The following is a 21777-nucleotide window of genomic DNA, read 5'->3' as shown; positions in this document are numbered from 1 at the left end:
GCGGCGGTGGTCACCTACGAACGCAATGCCTGGGGCAATACGACAGGCGACGTAGTGCAGCCATCCGAAATCAACGAACTCAGAAAATAGCATCAAGGAGGAAATCATGGCAGCAGTACACGATCACGACATTGCACACGCACACGACCATCACCCCACCGGGATGATGCGCTGGCTGACCACCACCAACCACAAAGACATCGGTTCGATGTATCTGTGGTTCAGTTTCATCATGTTCCTCACGGGGGGCGTGATGGCGCTGACTATCCGGGCCGAGTTGTTTCAGCCGGGTCTGCAGATCGTCCAGCCGGAGTTCTTTAATCAGTTGACCACCATGCATGGCTTGGTGATGGTGTTCGGCGCCATCATGCCGGCGTTTGTCGGTTTTGCCAACTGGCAGATACCGATGATGATCGGCGCGCCGGATATGGCTTTCGCGCGCATGAACAATTGGAGCTTCTGGCTGCTGCCTCCGGCGGCATTGCTATTGATATCCTCGTTTTTTGTGCCGGGCGGGGCGCCCGCGGGTGGCTGGACAATTTATCCGCCGCTATCGGTACAAATGGGCATGGGTATGGATATGGGAATCTTTGCCCTCCACATCATGGGCGCTTCCTCCATTATGGGGTCGATCAACATCATCACCACCATTCTCAATATGCGCGCGCCGGGCATGACGCTGATGAAGATGCCGCTGTTCGTCTGGACCTGGCTGATCACGGCGTATCTGCTGGTCATGGTGATGCCGGTGCTGGCGGGAGCCGTTACCATGCTGCTGACCGACCGCAATTTCGGCACCAATTTCTTTAATGCGGCGGGCGGTGGCGATCCGGTGTTATTCCAGCATGTGTTCTGGTTCTTCGGGCACCCGGAAGTCTACATCATGATCTTGCCGGCATTTGGCATTGTCTCGGAGATCATTCCGACGTTTGCGCGCAAACCATTGTTTGGCTACTCCTCGATGGTTTACGCGACCGCCTCCATTGCCATCCTGTCCTGCATCGTCTGGGCGCATCACATGTTCACCGCCGGCATGCCGGTCACCGGGCAACTGTTTTTCATGTACGCGACCATGTTGATCGCGATACCGACCGGCGTGAAGGTGTTCAACTGGACCGCCACCATGTGGCGTGGCGCCATGACCTTCGAGACGCCCATGCTGTTCGCCATCGGTTTTATTTTCCTGTTTACGATTGGCGGTTTCAGCGGCGTGGTCTGCGCCATCGTGCCGATAGATATTCAGGTACAGGATACCTACTACGTGATTGCGCACTTCCACTATGTGCTGGTGTCAGGTGCGTTGTTCGCGATATTCGGTGGGGCATACTACTGGCTGCCGAAGTGGACCGGACATATGTACGATGAGAAGCTGGGCAAATTACATTTCTGGATGTCAATGATCTTTTTCAACCTTACCTTCTTTGTGCAGCACTTCTTGGGACTGGCAGGCATGCCACGCCGTATCCCCGACTATGCGTTGCAATTCGCCGATTTCAATATGATTTCCAGTATCGGCGCTTTCGGGTTTGGCCTGAGTCAGTTGATATTCCTCGTCGTGGTGCTGAAGTGCATCCGTGGCGGAGAGAAGGCGCCAGCGAATCCTTGGGAAGGTTCGACTACGCTGGAGTGGACACTGCCGTCGCCGGCGCCTTACCATAGCTTCGAAACGCCCCCGGTCGTCAGGTAATAAACGGCTACGATATGTCAGCAGAAGATGCGCGAAGGAAGCGTGGAGTAATCAGAACGGCGCTAATTCTGCTGGCAATCGTGGTGGGTCTTTTTGTTACAGTCATTATAAAGAACTGGAAATGAACGTAATCCAATCCAATTCCATCGTCATGAAGAAGCTACTGATTTTTACAGTAGCCATGTTTGGTTTTGGCTTTGCGCTCGTGCCGTTCTATGAAAAGATTTGCGAAGTTACAGGGATTAATAATTTGTTGCAGGCGGATACGCTGGCGGAAAATACGCAAGTGGACACCAGTCGGTGGGTAACGGTGCAGCTAGACGCGAATACACGCGGGCTACCATGGGAATTCAAACCGCTGCAATCCACTGTGCGCATACATCCTGGTGAATTGGTGCAGGTAATGTATGAAGTCAGAAATAATTCAAATCGCGAAATAAATGGCCAGGCAATACCCAGTTACAGTCCCCAATTGCTAGCCAAGCACCTGAAGAAGCTTGAATGTTTTTGTTTCAGCAAACAAGTATTAAAGCCAAACGAGGTAAGGCAGATGCCGGTTCAATTCATGATTGAACCGGGTTTACCGGTCGATTATGATACCGTGACCATTTCGTACACATTCTTTGAACTTGGTGGCGACAAGGCGGCTGACGCGGGCAGCCGCGTGAGTAAAAGTTGAAAGACAAGAGCGATAAACCGGCCAAGGGAACCTTCATTCAAGCGATGAAGGCAGTATCATGGGCTTTTTTTGGTGTGAGAAAGCATACCGATCATGACCATGATGCGGCAACCCTGACAATGGGACAGGTGATTATTGCGGGAATCGTTGGTGCAGCGTTGTTTGTGGTGGGCGTGTTATTGCTGGTTAAATTTGTAACAAGTTAGAAATTAATTAATTATACGCGGGAGATTCAACATGAGCCAAGAAGCAGGTCACGGTCATTACTACGTTCCAGCCCCATCGACTTACCCGATGACCGGGTCGATAGCGCTGTTATTCATGGGTTTTGGTGCCGCCTTTTCAGTCAATAGACTTCCGATTGGTTATGGGCTGCTGGCAATTGGCTTTGCCATCCTATTTTATATGTGCTTTGTCTGGTTCCGCACGGTGGCGCGGGAGAGCGAAGGTGGCAAGTACAGCTCGCAGGTGGGTGCCTCTTTTCGCTGGGGGATGAGTTGGTTCATTTTCTCCGAAGTGATGTTCTTTGCTGCTTTTTTCGGGGCGCTGTTCTACATGCGGGTGTTTTCGATTCCCTGGCTTTCTGATTTGGAGCATAAGATTCTGTGGCCGGATTTCACGGGTATTTGGCCTACGGCTGGCCCCGGGATCAGCGAGAAGTTCATGCCTATGGGACCATGGGGGCTTCCTGCCATCAATACCCTGATACTGCTGACATCGGGTGTGACGGTTACTTGGGCGCACTGGGCACTCAAACTGAACAAGCGTGGGCAGCTGAAAATGGGCCTGTTTCTGACTTTCGCGCTGGGATTCCTGTTTGTCGGCCTCCAGGCGTATGAATATGGTCATGCTTATTCCGATCTCAATCTCAAGCTGACGACTGGTGCCTACGGCGCGTCGTTTTACATGCTGACCGGTTTTCACGGCTTCCATGTAACGCTGGGTTCCATCATGCTGCTGGTGATATGGTTTCGTGTCATGGCGGGCCACTTCACGCCCGAGAATCACTTCGGCTTTGAAGGCGTTGCCTGGTACTGGCACTTTGTGGATGTGGTCTGGCTGGGGCTGTTTATCTTTGTTTACTGGTTGATATAAGACAGCGTCCGGACTTGAGGGATTGAGCTTCGTAGCCGTCCTTAAGTCCGGCAAATCACTGAAGCGGAATGAAGCCTAGGTAAGTGCCCAGCATCAGCAAGGCAAAGAGAAACATTGACAAACCGATGCGAAAGGTCAGGGACCTGACGGTGCGCGTACCCTGCCCCTTGTCTTTGACCAGGTAATATAAAGCGGATGCCAGACTGGCGAGTATGAAGAACAGAAATAGTACGACGACGATTTTCAAGGCTAATTCCGGTAGTTGTAGGGTTCAGGAACAAGTTTAGCCGAGTTCCACACACTATCCAATGACTATTTCAGGCTGGAGATTTACGCCGCGATTATGGTCAACAGCGACTGCGGCGATAGTAATAATAATTATGTTGCAGCTTGGTAATTGGCAGCTTTCCCGAGCTCGGGAAAAAGAATCGAGGCAGGAGCAACTTGATTTACGCTCCCAGCAGCCCGCTGTAGCGTTGCCTGCTGTGCCTGTCAAGCTCGAGGACTTGCAATACCGGCATGTCGAGGTTAGCGGCGTGTATGTACCGAAACATACGATTTATCTGGATAACAAGATATATAAGGGAATGGCTGGCTACCACATCATCACTCCCCTGAGAATCGGTACAAGTTCGATGCACGTTTTGATCAATCGCGGTTGGGCAGCTGCGGACCGCGATCGCAGAAAATTGCCGGAGGTAGTCATACCCGGTGGCACGGTGGTGATTTCAGGGGTTGCAACGTCCGCAACACAGAAAACGCTTGAGCTTTCCGATGAACTCGTATCGGGTCAAGTATGGGAGAATCTTGATCTGGAGCGCTACCGCACCGCCACGGGGTTAACGCTGCAGCCTGTGATGATATTGCAGCAGGATGATATAAAGGACGGTTTGGTGCGGCAGTGGACTCGGCCAGACTCGGGTGCCGGCAAGAACCTCGGCTATGCATTTCAATGGTTCGCGATGGCATTCGCCGTATCGATTATTTATTTGGTGTTAAGTGTCAAACGAGAGCACTCCAAAAGCAAATAGAACAAACAGGCGTACGATGATCCTGTTGTTGGTATTGATGGGTGCGCCGATTATCGCGTCTTATACGCTTTATTTTTGGGAAGTAAGACCTGAGAGCGTAAATTATGGCGAATTGCTCAAAGTGAAGCCCCTGGCGGGAGATGGTTTGAATCAATCCAACAATACCATTTTTCGCATACGTGACCTACGCGGAAAATGGGCGTTGATATCGGTGGATTCGGGGAAATGCGACGAGTATTGCCGGAAAAAACTCTACTATATGCGTCAGGTCCGGCTGATACAAAATACAGAAAAGGAACGTGTAGAGCGTGTATGGCTGATTGACGACCCGGAAGTGCCAGCACCTGAAATCGCGAGCGAGTTCGAGGGTACATGGCGGATCAATGCCAAAGATAGCGACATACTTTCGCAACTTCCGGCAAAGGATTCACGGCATGATCACATATATCTGATAGATCCCATAGGAAACCTGATGATGCGTTTTCCCAAAAATCCAGACCCAGCGCTCATGGCAAAAGATATTAAACGGCTGCTCAAAGTTTCTCAATTGGAACATGCGATGGGAACGGATTCAAAGCATTAAAGTGAATAAATATCTTGGGGGATCCAGAACTTTATCTTGGACCTCAGGTGCAGGAAAATAGATCGCAGCCGCAAATAATTTAGCATTTATGAGACAGAAGCAGGTAGTTGTGCCTGCGACAGATGAATTAGGAGGTAATAATTATGGCTACTACATTGGCTTGGCAACAAACCGCTTCGCGTGTGCAGGAATTTTACCGATTAACCAAACCGAGAGTCGTCTCGCTCATCGTTTTTACTGCGTTTATCGGCATGTTTCTCTCAGTCCCGGGTGCGGTTCCATTAAACGCACTAATATTTGGCACGCTGGGAATTGCGCTTGTGGCGGGTGCAGCCGCGGCGGTCAATTGCCTGGTGGAGCAAAAGCTCGACGCCGTCATGGCGCGTACGCGTGCCAGGCCGTTGCCACGGGGAAAGGTAACTTCTCCGGAAACTTTGTTTTTTCTGGCGCTGGTTGGTGGAGCGGGATTACTCATTCTTCATGAGCTGGTAAATCCCTTAACCATGTGGCTTACCCTCGGTACATTCGTCGGCTACGCAATCATCTATACAGTAATACTGAAGCCAATGACGCCGCAGAATATAGTGATCGGCGGTGCTTCCGGCGCAATGCCGCCTGTACTGGGTTGGGCGGCGGTGACGGGCGAAGTGACCGCTGATGCGTTACTCCTGTTTCTTATCATTTTCGCTTGGACTCCTCCCCATTTCTGGGCGCTAGCGCTCTACCGGAAGCTGGAATACGCAAAAGTGGGAATGCCGATGTTGCCGGTAACCCATGGCGACAAGTTTACGCGTTTGCATGTTCTTCTATACACGCTAATACTCATCGGCGTGACGCTCATGCCCTATGCCACCCAAATGAGTGGGCTCATCTATCTAATCGGTGCGGCGGTATTGGATGCGGTATTTCTGTACTATGCAGTAAAGATTTATCTCGACTACAGTGATCAGCTTGCGCGAAGAGCCTTTCGGTACTCGATTTTTTATCTGGCGGCGTTGTTCGTTGTATTACTGGTAGATCACTACATCCGGTTCTGAACAATTTCGCATGAGGTATCGTGCCCTCTATGCGGCTATAGTATGGTCGGCGGTGCTTGTTTTGGCGGCTTGCGGGAATACCGCCAAGCCAACTTTTCTGGCAACGGATATCACAGGCGCCGAATTCGGCAAGGATTTCAAACTCACCGACCATACGGGTAAATCCAGAACTCTGGCTGATTTCAAAGGTAAAGCCGTAGTTCTCTTTTTCGGATATACGCACTGCCCCGACATATGCCCCGCTACCATGGGAGAAATTGCGGCTGCCCTGCAGAAGCTGGATAAAGACGCGGCGCGTGTGCAGGTATTATTCGTTACAGTCGATCCGGAACGCGATACTCCCGAGCAGTTAGCGCAATATCTATCGGCATTCAGTCCAGCATTTCTGGGCCTATACGGTGATCCACAATCAACCAGAGACATCGCCAGCGAATTCAAGATCGTTTATCAGAAGCAGATGTCGAACTCGGCGGATCATCACACCATGGATCACTCGTCCGGTGCCTATATTTTTGATCCCAGGGGAAAACTCAGATTGTACGTGAGCAACGGCGCTGGCCGGGATGTTTTCGCCCATGATATCGTGGAGTTATTGAGGACTTCCGCATAACGGCGGGTGTTACGGAGAAAGGGAGATACACTGCGCCAAGACTTCTGTTTGCGCTCCAAAGTGCGATACGTTACATCTATTATGGATCCCCAGGGAATAACTTTCCCGGATTAAGGATATTACGGGGATCGAATACTCGCTTGATATCTTTCATCAATGCCAGCGTTGTCGCATCAATCTCCTTGCCGACGTATGCGCGTTTCTCGCTGCCCACTCCATGTTCACCCGATAACGTACCATTGAGCCTGATTACCAGATCGAACATCTCATTCAGGCATCTCTCCGCACGATCCATTTCATCGCCGATATCCGGATTTACCAGCAGATTGACATGAATGTTACCATTGCCCGCATGGCCAAAATTGACGTTGGCAATCCCGTACTCGCCAGTTAGCCGCGCCAAGCCATCCAGAAATTCCGGTAATGCCGAAACGGGCACCACCACATCCTCGTTGATTTTTTTTGGTGCGATATCGCGCAATAGCGGGGATAGCGTCTTACGCGCCCGCCACAAGGTGGCGGCATCCGCGACTTCCCCGGCGAGAATCAGCCCCGAATTGCGGCAGGCATCGAGAATCGACGCACTTGACTCCGAGATGCAATGAGAAGGCCCATCCACCTCGATCATCAGCATGGCACAGGTGTTACCGGGCACCATGTCTGGAAAGTGCCCACGGATCAGGTTGAGTGCGCCCGCATCCAGAAACTCAAGCGCACTAGGGGTTTCCGGAAGCGCCATCACCTTAACGATCGCGGACGCACAACTTCTGACATCACGGTAGTGTGCAGTGATCCCACCACGCGCCTGAGGGAGAGGAGTAAGCTTGAGTGTAGCCTCGGTGATGACGGCCAGCGTACCCTCCGAGCCAATTAAAAGCCGCGTTAAATCGTAACCCACCACACCTTTCGTGGTATAGCACCCGGTTTTGATAAACTCGCCTGCCCCCGTCACGGCTCTCAGCCCCAGCACATGGTCCCGTGTCGTCCCATATTTTACCGCATGGGGTCCGCCCGCGGAGGTGGCCAGATTCCCGCCTATACTTGAATAGGCGGCACTGGACGGGTCGGGCGGCCAAAAAAAACCATAGGGTTTGGCAGCCTCCTGTACTGACTGATTGAGGACGCCCGGTTCGGCAACAATCACACGGTTGGCGGGATCAACTGAAACAACACGCAGCATGCGTTCCAGCGATAACGCGACACCTCCCTGTTCGGGAAGACTTCCTCCCGACGTCCCAGTGCCGCGTCCACGCGGGGTGAGCGGGATTCCATGATCATTGCAAAGTGCCACAATAGCCTGAACTTCCGCTGCCGTCACCGGAAACGCAACCGCCGCAGGCGGGAAGATTTTTCGGCTATTGTCGTAGGCATAGGCGTAACAATCCACAGGGTCCGTGAGCAGCCGATCAGGAGGCAAAAGATCCCGGAGCCGGGCGACGAAGTCAACAGGAAGCATTCGAGGAAAATCGCCAGACAGGGCAGGCAGTATTGAACGACTCAATGACAGGATCCTTCACCAAAACACGTATCAATCCGGGTGTGCGAAATCTCAGATTACAAATCCGACCATCCGATCCGCAATCCAGAGTATCAGTCGGGCTTCGATATCCCTGCCAATAGCGGTCAACCCTGGTATTCAAAAACCTTGACCACTTTCTTCACGCCACTGGTCAAACTCGCAACCTCTACCGCGCTATCAGCCTCCTTGCGGCTTACCATACCCAGCAGGAACACCACCCCGTTTTCCGTAACAACCTTCACATGATTGACCTGGAATTTCCCGGCATCCATAAAGCGACCCTTCACTTTGGAGGTAATCAACGCATCATTACTGCGGGACATGAATGAGCTTATTCCGGTCACAACTATTTCGTTAGTGACGTTGCGCACGTTCTCGACGCCTTTGACAAGATCCCCAATTTCCTTTTTCGCAGCCTCGGATGGAACCTCACCGGTGAGCAAGACGTTGCGATTAAAGCTGGTGACATTAACATGAACATCACTCCCGAATTTCTCACTGACGCGTCGTCCACCCTTTATCTCGATCCCTTCGTCCTCGACGAAAATACCCCCCGTTCGTCGGTCTTGAGATACCGCCACGCCTGTACCGACACCGGATATGACACCAGCCGCTATCAACGCGGCGCACCCCGGAAGAAACGGAAATAGCAGCGCAAGTAAAAACAGCCATCCCCCGTTCAAACTTTTCATCAATGTTCCCTTTGTAAAAAACAACCACGTTTTCCCGCCTCACCTGGCAGCCTGTCGGGATTAAAGAAAATCGACTGCTGCAAAAACCGAATGTTAAGGTGCTGCACCGACTTATATTTCGCCACCCTTTCGGCCAATAGAATTATCAGCTTTTCAAAATCCTAAAAATCTACCCTCATCAGCCAGATCTTTGCTTCGATTCTTCAAGCTCGGCAAGCTACTCAAGGTGTTCATCGTACTTCACGGCAAAAATGGGAACCAGGAATGCGATCTCTGCGACTTAGGGCCTGTTAACACTTATTTCGCATCCGCGTTTTTTGTGAGTAACCCGAAGGGACGGAACGGATTTCATCCAGCCCTTCGTTACTCGCCGCTTACGGAGGCCTGCTCCGCCGCGCGGCTCATGCCTCCTACTGGATGAAATCCGTCGCCGTCGCGGGTGCAAAATAAGTGTTAACAGGCCCTAGTAACAACACTATTCCTCAAAGGCATTTTTGATCCATTCCATCTCCTCCCCGCTCTGACCCGATAGTAGTACCGCATCAAACCGGCACGAAGGCGCCATCTTTAAACCGGCAAGATAATGACGCGCTGTTCGTAACAGCTTCGCCTGCTTGAATGACGTAATGCTAGCTGCTGCCCCGCCAAAAATCAAACTCGTACGCAACCGTACCTCAACAAATACCAGCATCTCCCCATCTTGCATGATGAGATCAATTTCACCAAAACGGCACCGGTAATTTCGCTCAAGCAAGCGAAGGCGCTGACGTAAAAGAAATGTCTCGGCACATCGCTCAGCCTCGCTGCCCTTCATATCCTAATGTCCCTACAATTCCCGCTCCAAACGACAGGATATCCAATTTCTGTTCTTGCCGTTGCGCGAAACGGAGCATATAAAGAAGAAAATTGAGGGCTTCCGTTTCAGCTAGGCGCCAGTCAGTCAGCTGTTATATTTTACAATGTCCCGCAATCCAGCATAGCGCTTTATCGTGACTTCATGAATTATAGATAATCAGTAATTCAGAGAGGAACTAAAGGTGGCTGCCCCTCACGGTCCAAAAAACACGCTGCGGTTATCTCGTTCCGCGCGTGCGCATCTACCATAAAATCACCCTAGCCCGATTGAAAAACCAACAGATCGCTTTATCCAAAATCTGGAAGTTGACGGTCCATACGCCTGATTTAGGTTTATAGTGCGACGATCCATACCGGCAAGTCCCAATAGAATGAATCACAATAATATGATATCCACCAGCACGCTATATATCGTTGCCACACCCATAGGAAACCTGCGCGACATTAGTCTTCGGGCGCTGGATATACTTGCGGCGGTGGATATGGTCGCTGCTGAAGATACCCGCATGACAGCGCGTTTATTGGCACACTATTCGATAGCCAGGAAGATGATGGCGCTGCATCAGCACAACGAGCGCGCTATGGCAGAAAAGGTCGTGAATTTTCTCGCCCAAGGAAAATCCATCGCTCTCGTCACTGACGCAGGTACACCGGGAATCTCCGATCCGGGGAGCGTACTGGTTAGCCTGGTGCGGGATCAAGGCTACAAAGTAACCCCGATTCCTGGGGCCAATGCGGCCATATGTGCCCTGTCCGCATCAGGGATTACCATGCCCCATTTTTTGTTCTATGGATTTCTCCCCGTCAATTCCGGGCCGCGCAAACGCGAATTGGAGGCATTAAAATCGCTGCCTCACACGCTGGTATTTTACGAGGCCCCTCATCGCATACTTGACTGCGTGGCCGATCTGGTTGAGGTACTGGGCATGCATCGCCAACTCATTATTGCCAGAGAGCTGACCAAAGTGTTCGAAACGTTTCACCGTTGCGTTTTGCATGATGCTCCCGCATGGTTGCAGGCTGACGCTAACCGTCAAAAGGGCGAATTCGTATTACTTGTGTCTGGCGCGGAGGTCCGAACTGAAGAGAAAGTCAGCGATCAGGCACGACGTACACTGGCACTATTATTGGAAGATCTGCCGCTGAAGCAGGCTGTCAAGCTAGCCACGGAGATAACTGGTGAAAGCAAAAACATGTTGTATGCCTTGGCATTGGCACTAAAAGGTGAGACAAATAGCAGAGCATAGGCATTGTCATTAGCGGTGGACTTAATTGCCAACGAATGTTAGCGCTGAACGTGCAACCACAGCGAAATTCACGGCCTGCTATTTTTGATCCTCTGAGGGTCTTCGGTTATAATAACCTCGTCGCATGGTTACAGTTTAAGTGGTTCTTGCGAACGTGGGTAGCCCCCACTGACATCTAAATATTCTGGAGATATCGACTATGAAAACACCTGCTACTTTTTATCATGCCGGTTGCCCTGTATGTGTCGAAGCCGAGCGTCAGATTGCTGATGCCTTGGATCCCACCCGTTACGATGTGGAACTTGTGCATCTCGGCGAGCATGGAGATCGCATTGCAGCTGCTGAAGCGGCTGGCGTGAAGTCAGTACCCGCAATCGTAATCAACGGAGCACCTTTCCACATCAACTTTGGCGCCCCAATTTCCGCATTGAAATCCTAATTGCGATGGGAGGCGGGCGGATATGCCCGCCATTTCCGCAAGCATCATTTTTCCGTCATCCCCAATAGATTCCACTGTCAGAATCTCTCTCATAGGCACTCAATACCGGTTGTCCTCCTTAGCGCATGCTCGTTGTCGATGAGACGATTTCATGTAATGCTCTGCCAGACACAAAGAGCAAGATCAGATGTTATATAGTCGCTATAGCGCACTTGGTCAGTTCAGTGCGTGCGAATATATAGAATTGCCTCCATCCGGCACACATTCAGGCTGCTATGGATCAATGATTTTACTATAGGAGAAAACATGGAACTCATTCTATGGCGTCATGCCGAAGCTGAGGATGGTGTACCCGATAGCGCACGGGAACTTACGGACAAGGGATTAAAACAAGCGCGAGTCATGGCTGAATGGCTTAAGCCAAGATTACCAAAAAATATACGCATTATAGTCAGCCCCACCAGGCGCACCCAGCAGACCGCGGCGGCGTTGGACGGCGATTTCGAAACTGTCAGTGCAATCGGGCCGGGTGCTTCGGCAAAAGCAATTCTCGCTGCCGCGGATTGGCCAGATGCCAAAGGCGCGGTCGTAGTAGTGGGCCATCAGCCCACACTTGGAGAAGTCGCGGCTTTTCTCATGTCAGGCGATCCCATGGAATGGAGCGTCCGGAAAGGCGCAATATGGTGGTTTAGCAACAAAAAGAAGGGAGACCTCGCTGAAGTGGTCTTGCATACCAGCATTTCTCCGGATATGTTGTAGTCTTGTGTGCAATTGCCCCGCGTTGCGCGCTGGCGCAATCCAACATACAGGTCGTGTACAATAGGAGCGGAATCCCGTTCAATCGGTGGCGACTATTAACCATTGCCCATTGCCGCAGGCACGCAGCAAATAAACCATTCAGTACACTAAACCCAATGAAAGGGCGTTCAGACTTATAACGTTTGTCGTCCTTCATATTGAAGTAAAGAAGGCGGAAGTACTTATGGGGCTCACTCCTAGCCGTATGGATCCCTTAGCCACCATCGTGCCGCCATCAGGTAAATCAGGCACCTGCTTCAATGCATCCATATTCTGTTGATCCAGCGAGTAAACATTACAAACGTCATGCTATTAGAAACCGGTATCCAACGGGCGTTCAAAGTGTGCCGTTGCTGGTTTGGGCTGATTCCAGCCCGTCCGGAATGGCGAAATTTATGGTACATGGTGTTTTCTCGCCGAATCAATAAGCCTGTCAGTTGACCATGTATTTTTCACTCGTTTCTTAGCTCGGTATCACATGACCCGTAATGACTTTTTGCTCCAACCCGACTTTACCTTTTTGGTAGGTCTGCTCTTACCGCGGGATTCAGGATCGTGACCGGCGAAAACACGGGACCGAAAACAACAGTCAGACAGCAGTCTTTGGGCGTACTAAGTCTGGCCGCTCTGGGGGTGGTCTATGGCGACATTGGTACGAGCCCCTTATACGTCATGAAGACGGTTTTCGATCCCGTCTACGGGCTTGCGGTCAGCGAGGGCAATATAATCGGCATTATCTCGCTTATCTTCTGGGCGATCATGACGGTGGTGTCGCTCAAGTACATAACGTTGATCTTGCGTGCGGACAACAAGGGGGAGGGCGGCATCATGGCGTTGCTGTCGCTCGCCAGTTCTTCGGTCGCCAGTCATCCGCAACTGCGCAATATGCTATTCCTCATCGGTGGCTTTGGTGCGGCGCTGTTTTATGGTGACGGGGTTATTACACCGGCCATTTCGGTGCTGAGTGCCGTGGAGGGGCTGGAAGTGGCTACGCCGCTGCTCAAGCCGTACGTGGTACCCATCACGTTGACTGTACTGATTGCACTTTTTTTAATCCAGCAGCGGGGAACGGGGGGAATCGGCGCCATGTTCGGACCCATCACCCTGATATGGTTCAGTACGCTCGGTCTCGCCGGTCTCGCCAATATTGGTGCCGCGCCACAGATACTGACGGCGCTAAACCCGGTTCATGCCGTCGCTTTCTGCCTGAACAATGGGTGGCCGGCATTCGTTGCCTTTGGTGCCGTGGTGCTCGCGATCACGGGTGGAGAGGCGCTCTATGCAGATATGGGACACTTTGGCGCCAAACCTATCCGCTTTGCCTGGTATGGATGTGTGCTGCCAGCGCTGACGTTGAATTATCTCGGGCAGGGAGCGCTGCTGCTCTCCAATCCACTGGCGATTTCCAACCCCTTCTATCTTTTGTTTCCCGCCTGGGCGCTTTATCCGGCTGTAGGATTGGCGACTATTGCCACCGTCATCGCATCACAAGCCGTTATCTCCGGTGTTTTTTCCATGACCAAGCAGGCCATCCAGCTGGGATTTCTGCCGCGCATGCAGATAAAACACACCTCCGATCGTAAGATTGGTCAGATATATATTCCTTTCGTCAATTGGACGCTGCTGGCAGCGGTAGTCATGGCGGTGCTGGGCTTTGGCTCATCCTCCAGTCTCGCGTCCGCGTATGGTTTTGCCGTGACCGCCACGATGGTCATTGAAACACTGCTTACTTTCTTCGTACTTCGCTACGCCTGGAAATACTCCTGGTTTTTAGCTGTTTTTGCGACAACGATTTTCATTACCATCGATATGACATTTTTTGCGGCGACCACCCTGAAAATTGCCCAGGGCGGGTGGTTCCCGCTGGTAATCGGAGTGATAATTTTTACTATCATGGTTACCTGGCATCGCGGACGTCAAATCCTGTTCGAGCACCTGCGCTCGGCAGCTATTCCACTTGAGCCGTTTCTGGAATCGCTGATGGCGCACCCCCCGGCGCGGGTCGCCGGCACATCGATCTTTTTGACCGCTGATTTAGATGGAGTGCCTCATGCGCTACTGCATAATCTTGCCCATAACCAGGTTTTGCATGAGCGAGTGGTATTCTTGACGGTGGCTCTTTTGGAAACTCCTCGCGTTCTTAAAGACCAGCGAGTATCCGTAAAGTCATTAAACAATAACTGCTACCAAATTACTGTCCGTTACGGCTTCAAGGACGAACCCAACCTGCCATACGCACTGGAATTGTGCGAACCATATGGGCTTGTGTTCGAACCGCTTAAAACCTCCTATTTTCTGAGTCGCCAGATCGTCGTACCGAGCTCTGGTGCCGGCATGGCGTTGTGGCGGGAACGGCTTTTCGCAGCCATGACCCGCAATGCGAGCAATGCGGCGGAATATCTTAAGCTACCCGCTAACCGGGTTCTTGAACTGGGGGCACGGGTCGAGATCTAGCAGCCCGCCGGACTCAAAGCTATTGGCTGCAAAAGCCGGGGATAAAAGCATCGAGCCGGTCCATATTTCGATAATGGCGAGTCCAAAAAACCGGTTTGCTGAGCCCCGTGCTATGAAAGCACGGTGAGGGTTAAATTTTTTGAAACTGGGATAGCAGTTTCTGGAAATCCTCGATTGGCATAGGTCTTCCAAACAGATAGCCCTGATAGGTGTAACAACCGTTTCGAGCAAGGAAGTCTCGCTGGTCTTCTGTTTCCACTCCCTCGGCAATGACTTTCATCCCAAGGCTGTTGCTCATCACGATAATGGTGCGAACAATTATTTCGTCACTTGGGTCGGTGGCGATGTCGTTCACGAAACTCTGGTCGATCTTGATCTGCTCCAGCGGTAAGCGCTTAAGATAGGTCAGCGAGGAGTGTCCTGTGCCGAAGTCATCCAGCGCAAAGCGTATGCCAGCATTGCATAGTATCTCCATTTTTTCGATACTATGGACAATGTCTTGTAGCACCAGGCTTTCCGTAAGCTCGAGCTTGAGCTTGAGCGGATCGGCCTCCGATTTTCGCAATACTTCAAGCACCTCATCGACAAAATCCAATTGACGGAACTGGCGTGCACTAATGTTGACGGCAAGCTGGAAGTTGCGGGTATCCGGGTCGTGTTCCCATTGCTTAAGCTGTGCACAGGCCATCTGCAGCACCCACTTTCCAAGCGGCACAATGAGACCGGTCTCTTCTGCGATCGGAATGAATACCATCGGCGAAATCATTCCCCGTTCGGGATGCTGCCAGCGTAGCAGGACTTCAGCACCCACCACAGTGCCTTCCGCATTGACTTGCCTCTGATAGTGAAGCTTGAATTGCTGACGAGCTATGGCCTGACGCAGCTCAATCGCCATGGTGGTACGCATTTCCAGCGCAATCTGCATGGACGGGTCAAAGAAACACAGGGTATTGCGACCTGCTGTCTTAGCCTGATACATTGCGGTATCGGCATGCTTGAGCAGGTCATCTATGCTGGTCTCGCCATCACGAAACAAGCGGATACCAATACTGGAGGAGCCGTGGTATTCAAACTCCTGAAGCTTGAAAGGCTGGGTGATGGATGCTAGAAATTTTTCACCGATATCTTTGGCCTGGCCAGCCGCCGGCACGGTATCTTCGCTTAGTCCCTCAATGATTACAACAAACTCGTCGCCACCCAGCCGGGCTACGGTATCACTGCTACGCACACTACTCCGGAGGCGTTCGGCAACCTCAATTAAAAGCAAATCACCGACATCATGGCCCCGGGTATCGTTAAGTGTCTTGAAGTTATCCAGATCGATGAATAGGATTGCACAATTGGTCTTATGACGTGTGCTATGAACCTGCGCCTGTTGCAAACGATCGAGGAACAAACGCCGGTTGGGTAGCCTGGTGAGTGAATCATAGAAAGCAAGTTGATGTACTTGCTCTTCCGCCTGCTTGTGCCCGGTGATGTCCTGTATTACCACGATGTGATAATCGGGTTTTGCACCCCGCATCCACATGGGTGAAACCGTTAGCTTGACCCAGATGTCTCTGCCGTTTTTGCAAAAGAGGCGTTTCTCCATCTCGAATTCACGTATTTCTCCTGCCTTGAGGCGTTCTACATTGGCCAGAGAGGCTTTGAGGTCGTCGGGGTGGATAAGGGATTGGAAATCCAGCACAAGCATCTCTGTGGGCGTATAGCCGATAATATCGGCATACTTCTGATTGACGCGCACGAACCGGCCGGTCATGGTATCGATCTGCGCTACGCCCACCGCTACCTGCTCAAACAGGAACCGAAAGCGCGCCTCGCTTTCTCTCAGCGCACTTGTGCGCTTGGCGACAAGCTGTTCGAGATTCTGGTTCAGTTGCTGCAAGCGTATTTTGCCCTCTTGCAATGCCTCTTCACGCGCTGATGCTTCGATACGCAGCTTGATATTTTCATGGATAGTGCGCGCCGTTCGTGACGCGTTTTGCGAAATAACAATCAAAAAAAGCGTGGTCATCACGCCCATGGCCAGGGAAATTTCGCTGCCTTCTATCCCGAAACGTACAATCAGCGGTATCAAGGTCAGCAGTAGAAAGCTCAATACTGATAATCTGTCCACTGACAATGAAGTGACGGCTCCGGCACTCAATCCAGCCAGGACAAAGGAAAGAAATACCTGATGGGGTATGTCGCCCTCTGGGAATAAGAGCACCCCACCGACGCCCCAGACCAGTGCGCTGGCAATGACCCCCCCGCGAAAACGGAATCTCCATAATAAAATGGATATGTCGCCCTTTCTGTTACGGCGCCAACGTACCATCAGAACTGCTCTCCACAACGAGACCATGCTGATCGATATAAACCAGCCAAACAGCACGGCGGGATCTATCACTAATCTCTGTACATAGACAAGAATCAGCGCAAGCACCAGATTGGCGCCAAGCGAGAGCGGTAAGTTGGCATAGAGCAAATGAACGTGCTCAACCTTCAATGCATCGAATTCGAGGTTGGGGTTCGAGCTGCTTAACGGTTTAGGTTGTGTCATATGGTGTGCTTTGAGTTTGCGCACGGCCATGGGTGCTCCGCCATGGCCGAATCATCCGGATCATGGCGCGTCACGGTGTAGACCCGGTATATGAAACACAATCTAAGTATAGATTCATTATTGGGACTCTGTTTTTCCCTGAAACCCATCCATCCTCGCGGCGAGATCAAAATCGGTGATTGAGTTGAACAGAAATGATGTGTACCGAGGTATTGAAGGAACCACGGACAACCTGGAGCATCGGGTTATTATTCGTCGCCCGATCGATCTCGCTCTTGTCAAAAAATATGTGGGCATATCCCGCATCAATCGATGTTCGTTCATTGATCTTCTGGTTAAAGCCCACGCTTAACCAGACGCGATCCGAGTCCGGCAGCCGGACGGTTCGATCCGTTGCATTGCGCACCGGTGACTGATCGTAAGCGACTCCTGTCTGTAGCCGAAAGGTATCGCTATATTGGTATTGCACTCCTACCCCCACGCGATAGCTGTCTTTAAAACCCAACGGCTCGTTTGACAGGACAGATCCGGAAGTACGACTCCTGACCATTAATGCGGAAATGCTACTCCAGCCTGTCCATGTTAAATCACCGAGAAGCTGCAACCGGTCATTGACTCTATGAGATATTGCTATCGATGCAGTATTCGGCAACTCAACAGAGACGGATGCCGGAAGGGTACTGCTGAGTACCCCAAGATGCCCATCAACTTTCAGATTCACCGTTGATCGATAGGTCAGACCCACGCGCGTGGCCTGGTTTAACTGGAACATGGCGCCAAGGTTATAGCCAAAACCTATATCGTCACCGGTCACTTTTGCTCTGGTATCCACCCGTGCAGGTAATAGCGCTGTTACGGGCGACATGGCGCGCAGATCAGCTTCGAATCTCACGACGTTGAAGCCTAGACCGAGCGAGATGGCATCATTCACTCGCCAGGCAATGCTGGGATTAAAATTGATGGCATTTATCTCCGAGAATACGCCCTGATACCGGCCGATAAAGGTATTTTTCCATTCCGTGGAGTTGCCAAAGGTTGGCGATACACCTAACCCGAGGCGCAGCGCGGATGTAACAGGCATGGTCCAGTAAACCGCAGGAATCGCGGCCAGACCACCCGCCTGGCCGCCGTTGTCACCGAGGGGGTAGCCCAGTAATGTGCTGCTCCCCGTGTCACTGAACTTCAGCGACCGCACCAATAAGCTCAATGCCCCGGAAACATGATGTCTGGGGGCAAGATAGGTCATGCCGGCCGGATTGAAATAGATCGTTGAAGCATCTTGCGCGACTGCCGCTGCTCCGGCGTAGGCATAGCCCGTTCCAGCTCCATTCTGGTTTTGTAAGGCAAATCCTGCCGCGACAGCACTACCGGCAATGGACATGCCACCCATTAGCAGAAACAGAAATAATAACCGGACTGATGGACCGACTCTCAATTCAATCGGATACGGATGTGCGCGGAGTGGGAGGGTTCAAGCTCGACAATATGCATAGTGTTTCAAGTATCGTATGTATTGAGATGGCTTAAATAAGGAGGGCAGCCTCCCTTTGTCGCTATGATAATGCCATTAGATTCAACTCCCTGATAGCTGTAAAATTTTACAGGTAGCATCCATCTTTAGTCGTTGACGTTGATATACCTTGATGCGATTGAGTCTTCAAGTCTTGTTATCTTTTGGGATTCTTAAAACAGGCGTGCCGTGAGCGTCGTCAGGATATTCCTCCGCCTGGAGGTTAGGGACAGCGGCCTCTCGCTATACCGGCATATTCAATAAGCCTGAGTGGTGATTGGAGGGATGGAGTATGCAGTGTTTGGGCGCGGGAAAAGGAAGGCCTGAAGTGCGTTGTTACCATCCATTCTTTCGGTGTGACGGAAGCAAATCCAGTGGCGCGCCCAACACGATTCGAACGTGTGACCCCCGCCTTCGGAGGGCGGTACTCTATCCAGCTGAGCTATGGGCGCAAATGAAGTGGTGTAACCCTTATCGAGCAAACCGGTTGGATGCTATAGAATAGCCTTTTTTAAATCCCGCGTCCAACGTAAACGAATTGCATTTTGCTTCAACACGCATGAATCTATACAATAACCCCTTTTTCCTTGGGGAGTTATTGTGAGCGAGATTGATGAAGAAGAAGGGCATACCTCGTCCATCAAGACACCGAAACAATTGATTACGGTCCTTGTGTCCGCTTTCTTGTTTCCAGTCTTGACTATTATCTTGTTGGCACAGCTTGTTACGGGCGATAGAACGGTAGATCAGAATGATCCCATTTATTCGGATGAAGCCATCGCGAAGCGCTTGAAACCGGTGGGCCGGCTGATAGTTGCAAGTGACTCGCCGCAGGCTGACGAGAACGTGGGCGTAACCAGTCAGACGGCAGGTGCGGTAGCCGCTCCGGCAGCGGCTGCAGATGGCGCAGATAGGATCAAGACAATCTACACAGCAAGTTGTGCTGCGTGTCACACAAGCGGTGCGGCGGGCGCTCCCAAACTCGGTGATAAATCGACATGGGCTTCCCGTATTAAGAGTGGTACGGATACACTATACAATAGCGCGCTCAAGGGCAAGAATGCGATGCCCGCCAAAGGCGGGAATGCCAGCCTATCTGATGCCGATGTCAAAGCGGTGGTGGATTATATGGTGAGCCAGGCAAAATAATTTCCTGAGGATATGAAGAGTAAAAAGATAGCGGGGCGATAGGAAAGATCCCTATCGCCCTTATTCTTTATGGTGGGACGCAAACGCTAATTGAATCTGAATACGGCGCTGTAGCGCGCTCACCAAAACGGTGGGCTCAGGGCATTAAACTGAAAAATGGGCAGTAACTGCCTGAGCTAGATTGGAAGCGGAAGCGCATGAATCTTGGGCGATTGATGTTAATGAGTTTTCCAGAGAATGGCTACTTTCGCAATCGGTGATTTACAAGGGTGTTATAAGGAGTTCAGGCAGCTTCTTGACCTGATCCGTTTCGATTGCTCGAAAGACAGATTGTGGCTGGTGGGGGATATTGTCAACCGAGGGCCGGATTCGCTATCGATATTGCGTTTTGTCCGGGGATTGAATGATGCGGTAGTCATGGTACTAGGCAATCACGATCTGCATTTACTCATGGTTGCTGAAGGTTGCGCCAGATTGCACCGGAACGATACGTTACAGGAAATACTTTCTGCGCCTGACAGGGATGAGTTGCTCCACTGGTTACGGCATCAGCGGCTGCTGCATGTGCATGAGAACCATGTCATGGTGCATGCGGGTTTGTTGCCGTCATGGGGCGTAGAACAAGCCATGCTGCTTGCTCAATTAGTTGAAACAGTGCTTCGCGGCGGAGATTTCCACGATTTATGTGCCCATATGTATGGCAACGAACCCGACCATTGGGACGACAGTCTCGAAGGATATGCGCGCCTGCGAGTGATCATCAACGCCATGACGCGGATGCGCGTGTGCACACCCGGCGGGAAAATGAATTTCGCTCATAAGGGGTTGGTCCAGGACATTCCGGCTGGCTATTTGCCGTGGTTTGAGGTGCCGAATCGTGTCAGCCGGGAAGCTACCATTATTTGCGGCCATTGGTCGGCGCTAGGTTTGCAAATCAGAAGCAATCTGATAGCGCTGGATACCGGTTGCTTATGGGGAGGAAATCTCACTGCGGTTCGGCTGGAAGATCGAAAGATCTTCCAGGTGTCTTGTGCGGCAGGGGAAGGAACAAAGCGCTGGCAATAGCATGCTCGGCATAACGCGCCAGTTCTCGCCGGTTCTTCCCGTCGCTATGAATAGGGTCGGTGAAGATTAATTCGACGTTAATCCACGGTTCCCGCAATATTTGCCGCAGCGATTCCAGCATCGAGATATTGGTGAACGCCGCCGCTTTGCTAATCATTCCTGTGGCGTCGGTATAACGTATCGCAACCGGGCATAATATTGCTGCAACCGTTACCGCCGGCTGCAATAGCGACGCATGAAAGTGCCGGAGCATGGTTCCGTCGCTGGTGGTGCCTTCCGGGAATACCGCAATCCGGTCTCCCATCATCAATACATTGCCAATGTCCGTGTTGATCCGGGCGGTATCGCTGCGCTTCGCACGCTCGATGAATAATGTTCCCGCATTCCGGCTTAACCAGCCGAGTAACGGCCAGCCACGAATTTCGGATTTGGCGACGAAGCGAGCAGGGCATGCCGCATTCAGGGAATAAACATCCAGCCAGGAAACATGATTGGCCGCTAACATTACTCGGCGCTCTTCAGCCGCAGGCATGACACCGCTGTAGCGCAACCTGATGCGTAGAATTTTAAGAAGTATCGCCGACCAGTTTTGCGCCATGCGCCTTTGTGCTGGCTGACTCAGGTGCGGATATATCGCGGATTGGGCCAAGCCCGAAATGATGTGCAGCAACAAACGGATGGCACGAACAATTTGTGTCAACCTGCTCGTAGTAGCATTCTTCATGCTCTTATTATTGCATCAATAACGGCGGCCGATCTTGAAAGAAAGCTGCTTGTACCACTTT

General features: G+C 51.6%; 21 protein-coding genes and 1 tRNA gene. 14 read left to right on the top strand and 8 right to left on the bottom strand.

Annotation, left to right across the window (positions count from 1 at the left end; translation table 11 throughout):
- Nucleotides 1-106 precede the first annotated feature (106 nt).
- The 4 genes from ctaD to BLO43_RS14990 all read left to right on the top strand — a co-directional run bounded on the left by ctaD (nt 107) and on the right by BLO43_RS14990 (nt 3461).
- Nucleotides 107-1687, top strand: coding sequence for a cytochrome c oxidase subunit I (gene ctaD, locus BLO43_RS15005; protein WP_090907759.1), 1581 nt, complete (start codon nt 107-109; stop codon nt 1685-1687).
- A gap of 121 nt (nt 1688-1808) precedes the next feature.
- On the top strand, nt 1809-2366 hold the full coding sequence (locus BLO43_RS15000) for a cytochrome c oxidase assembly protein (protein ID WP_090907758.1): 558 nt from the start codon (nt 1809-1811) through the stop codon (nt 2364-2366).
- On the top strand, nt 2363-2572 hold the full coding sequence (locus tag BLO43_RS14995) for a DUF2970 domain-containing protein (RefSeq protein WP_217628086.1): 210 nt from the start codon (nt 2363-2365) through the stop codon (nt 2570-2572). The genes BLO43_RS15000 and BLO43_RS14995 overlap by 4 nt, the downstream gene beginning before the upstream one ends.
- Before the next feature lie 31 nt (nt 2573-2603).
- Entirely contained in the window at nt 2604-3461 is an 858-nt protein-coding gene (locus BLO43_RS14990; protein WP_090907757.1) for a cytochrome c oxidase subunit 3, read from the top strand.
- A 55-nt stretch (nt 3462-3516) separates the two neighbouring features.
- Here BLO43_RS14990 and BLO43_RS14985 read toward each other — a convergent pair whose 3' ends face one another.
- Nucleotides 3517-3708: a twin transmembrane helix small protein gene (locus BLO43_RS14985; RefSeq protein ID WP_090907756.1), complete on the bottom strand. Its 192-nt coding sequence runs from the start codon at nt 3706-3708 to the stop codon at nt 3517-3519.
- A gap of 61 nt (nt 3709-3769) precedes the next feature.
- Here BLO43_RS14985 and BLO43_RS14980 point away from each other — a divergent pair, with 61 nt between their 5' ends.
- From BLO43_RS14980 to BLO43_RS14965, 4 genes are all read left to right on the top strand, one after another.
- Nucleotides 3770-4492 (top strand): SURF1 family protein, encoded by a 723-nt coding sequence (locus BLO43_RS14980; protein ID WP_302847706.1) that lies wholly within the window; start codon nt 3770-3772, stop codon nt 4490-4492.
- 16 nt (nt 4493-4508) lie between these two features.
- Nucleotides 4509-5075, top strand: a complete 567-nt coding sequence (locus BLO43_RS14975) for an SCO family protein (RefSeq protein ID WP_090907754.1) — start codon at nt 4509-4511, stop codon at nt 5073-5075.
- A 143-nt stretch (nt 5076-5218) separates the two neighbouring features.
- Complete coding sequence (gene cyoE, locus BLO43_RS14970) at nt 5219-6112, top strand: heme o synthase (protein WP_074630530.1); 894 nt, start codon at nt 5219-5221, stop codon at nt 6110-6112.
- Nucleotides 6113-6122: 10 nt separating this feature from the next.
- Nucleotides 6123-6722 (top strand): SCO family protein, encoded by a 600-nt coding sequence (locus tag BLO43_RS14965; protein ID WP_090907753.1) that lies wholly within the window; start codon nt 6123-6125, stop codon nt 6720-6722.
- Nucleotides 6723-6801: 79 nt separating this feature from the next.
- Here the strand turns inward: BLO43_RS14965 and BLO43_RS14960 are convergent, their stop codons facing one another.
- The 3 genes from BLO43_RS14960 to BLO43_RS14950 all read right to left on the bottom strand — a co-directional run bounded on the left by BLO43_RS14960 (nt 6802) and on the right by BLO43_RS14950 (nt 9747).
- Complete coding sequence (locus BLO43_RS14960) at nt 6802-8178, bottom strand: FAD-binding oxidoreductase (RefSeq protein WP_090907752.1); 1377 nt, start codon at nt 8176-8178, stop codon at nt 6802-6804.
- A gap of 167 nt (nt 8179-8345) precedes the next feature.
- Nucleotides 8346-8933, bottom strand: a complete 588-nt coding sequence (locus tag BLO43_RS14955; RefSeq protein WP_090907751.1) for a BON domain-containing protein — start codon at nt 8931-8933, stop codon at nt 8346-8348.
- A 475-nt stretch (nt 8934-9408) separates the two neighbouring features.
- On the bottom strand, nt 9409-9747 hold the full coding sequence (locus tag BLO43_RS14950) for a YraN family protein (RefSeq protein ID WP_090907750.1): 339 nt from the start codon (nt 9745-9747) through the stop codon (nt 9409-9411).
- 412 nt (nt 9748-10159) lie between these two features.
- Between BLO43_RS14950 and rsmI the strand changes: the two genes are divergently transcribed.
- From rsmI to BLO43_RS14930, 4 genes are all read left to right on the top strand, one after another.
- The gene (gene rsmI / locus BLO43_RS14945; RefSeq protein ID WP_254773501.1) at nt 10160-11035 is read left to right on the top strand and encodes a 16S rRNA (cytidine(1402)-2'-O)-methyltransferase; all 876 of its coding nucleotides are present in this window, start codon (nt 10160-10162) and stop codon (nt 11033-11035) included.
- Nucleotides 11036-11234: 199 nt separating this feature from the next.
- Complete coding sequence (locus tag BLO43_RS14940) at nt 11235-11474, top strand: thioredoxin (RefSeq protein ID WP_074630524.1); 240 nt, start codon at nt 11235-11237, stop codon at nt 11472-11474.
- A 306-nt stretch (nt 11475-11780) separates the two neighbouring features.
- Complete coding sequence (sixA, locus tag BLO43_RS14935) at nt 11781-12233, top strand: phosphohistidine phosphatase SixA (RefSeq protein WP_090907749.1); 453 nt, start codon at nt 11781-11783, stop codon at nt 12231-12233.
- 594 nt (nt 12234-12827) lie between these two features.
- On the top strand, nt 12828-14726 hold the full coding sequence (locus BLO43_RS14930; RefSeq protein WP_090907748.1) for a potassium transporter Kup: 1899 nt from the start codon (nt 12828-12830) through the stop codon (nt 14724-14726).
- 130 nt (nt 14727-14856) lie between these two features.
- Here BLO43_RS14930 and BLO43_RS14925 read toward each other — a convergent pair whose 3' ends face one another.
- From BLO43_RS14925 to BLO43_RS14915, 3 genes are all read right to left on the bottom strand, one after another.
- Nucleotides 14857-17298 carry an EAL domain-containing protein gene (locus tag BLO43_RS14925; protein WP_090907747.1) on the bottom strand — a complete coding sequence of 814 codons (2442 nt, stop codon included), beginning with the start codon at nt 17296-17298 and terminating at the stop codon, nt 14857-14859.
- Nucleotides 17299-17434: 136 nt separating this feature from the next.
- Nucleotides 17435-18649 (bottom strand): OmpP1/FadL family transporter, encoded by a 1215-nt coding sequence (locus BLO43_RS14920; RefSeq protein ID WP_254773500.1) that lies wholly within the window; start codon nt 18647-18649, stop codon nt 17435-17437.
- Between the two features lie 504 nt (nt 18650-19153).
- Nucleotides 19154-19230, bottom strand: a tRNA-Arg gene (locus BLO43_RS14915).
- A gap of 148 nt (nt 19231-19378) precedes the next feature.
- Between BLO43_RS14915 and BLO43_RS14910 the strand changes: the two genes are divergently transcribed.
- Both BLO43_RS14910 and BLO43_RS14905 read left to right on the top strand, forming a co-directional pair.
- Nucleotides 19379-19927: a c-type cytochrome gene (locus BLO43_RS14910; RefSeq protein WP_090907745.1), complete on the top strand. Its 549-nt coding sequence runs from the start codon at nt 19379-19381 to the stop codon at nt 19925-19927.
- A gap of 237 nt (nt 19928-20164) precedes the next feature.
- A complete protein-coding gene (locus tag BLO43_RS14905; protein WP_090907744.1) occupies nt 20165-20992 on the top strand; it encodes a symmetrical bis(5'-nucleosyl)-tetraphosphatase in 828 nt (275 codons plus the stop codon).
- On the opposite strand, the gene BLO43_RS14900 is transcribed toward BLO43_RS14905, so the two are convergent.
- On the bottom strand, nt 20913-21716 hold the full coding sequence (locus BLO43_RS14900; protein WP_090907743.1) for a lysophospholipid acyltransferase family protein: 804 nt from the start codon (nt 21714-21716) through the stop codon (nt 20913-20915). The genes BLO43_RS14905 and BLO43_RS14900 overlap by 80 nt on opposite strands.
- Between the last annotated feature and the right edge of the window lie 61 nt (nt 21717-21777).

It is taken from the genome of Nitrosospira sp. Nsp13, assembly GCF_900101945.1.
In the GTDB taxonomy this organism is placed as follows: domain Bacteria; phylum Pseudomonadota; class Gammaproteobacteria; order Burkholderiales; family Nitrosomonadaceae; genus Nitrosospira; species Nitrosospira multiformis_D.
The sequence above is the reverse complement of the archived record's forward strand: the minus strand, read 5'-3'. Positions and strand labels throughout refer to the sequence as shown.

Coding starts and splice junctions, on each gene's coding strand:
- BLO43_RS14940 (WP_074630524.1), top strand. CDS start 11,235: ATGAAAACACCTGCTACTTTTTATCATGCCGGTTGCCCTGTATGTGTC.
- BLO43_RS14920 (WP_254773500.1), bottom strand. CDS start 18,649: ATGTCCATTGCCGGTAGTGCTGTCGCGGCAGGATTTGCCTTACAAAAC.
- BLO43_RS14950 (WP_090907750.1), bottom strand. CDS start 9,747: ATGAAGGGCAGCGAGGCTGAGCGATGTGCCGAGACATTTCTTTTACGT.
- BLO43_RS14990 (WP_090907757.1), top strand. CDS start 2,604: ATGAGCCAAGAAGCAGGTCACGGTCATTACTACGTTCCAGCCCCATCG.
- BLO43_RS14900 (WP_090907743.1), bottom strand. CDS start 21,716: ATGAAGAATGCTACTACGAGCAGGTTGACACAAATTGTTCGTGCCATC.
- sixA (WP_090907749.1), top strand. CDS start 11,781: ATGGAACTCATTCTATGGCGTCATGCCGAAGCTGAGGATGGTGTACCC.
- rsmI (WP_254773501.1), top strand. CDS start 10,160: ATGAATCACAATAATATGATATCCACCAGCACGCTATATATCGTTGCC.
- BLO43_RS14965 (WP_090907753.1), top strand. CDS start 6,123: ATGAGGTATCGTGCCCTCTATGCGGCTATAGTATGGTCGGCGGTGCTT.
- BLO43_RS14975 (WP_090907754.1), top strand. CDS start 4,509: ATGATCCTGTTGTTGGTATTGATGGGTGCGCCGATTATCGCGTCTTAT.
- BLO43_RS14925 (WP_090907747.1), bottom strand. CDS start 17,298: ATGGCCGTGCGCAAACTCAAAGCACACCATATGACACAACCTAAACCG.
- BLO43_RS15000 (WP_090907758.1), top strand. CDS start 1,809: ATGAACGTAATCCAATCCAATTCCATCGTCATGAAGAAGCTACTGATT.
- ctaD (WP_090907759.1), top strand. CDS start 107: ATGGCAGCAGTACACGATCACGACATTGCACACGCACACGACCATCAC.
- BLO43_RS14960 (WP_090907752.1), bottom strand. CDS start 8,178: ATGCTTCCTGTTGACTTCGTCGCCCGGCTCCGGGATCTTTTGCCTCCT.
- BLO43_RS14905 (WP_090907744.1), top strand. CDS start 20,165: ATGGCTACTTTCGCAATCGGTGATTTACAAGGGTGTTATAAGGAGTTC.
- cyoE (WP_074630530.1), top strand. CDS start 5,219: ATGGCTACTACATTGGCTTGGCAACAAACCGCTTCGCGTGTGCAGGAA.
- BLO43_RS14980 (WP_302847706.1), top strand. CDS start 3,770: ATGACTATTTCAGGCTGGAGATTTACGCCGCGATTATGGTCAACAGCG.
- BLO43_RS14955 (WP_090907751.1), bottom strand. CDS start 8,933: ATGAAAAGTTTGAACGGGGGATGGCTGTTTTTACTTGCGCTGCTATTT.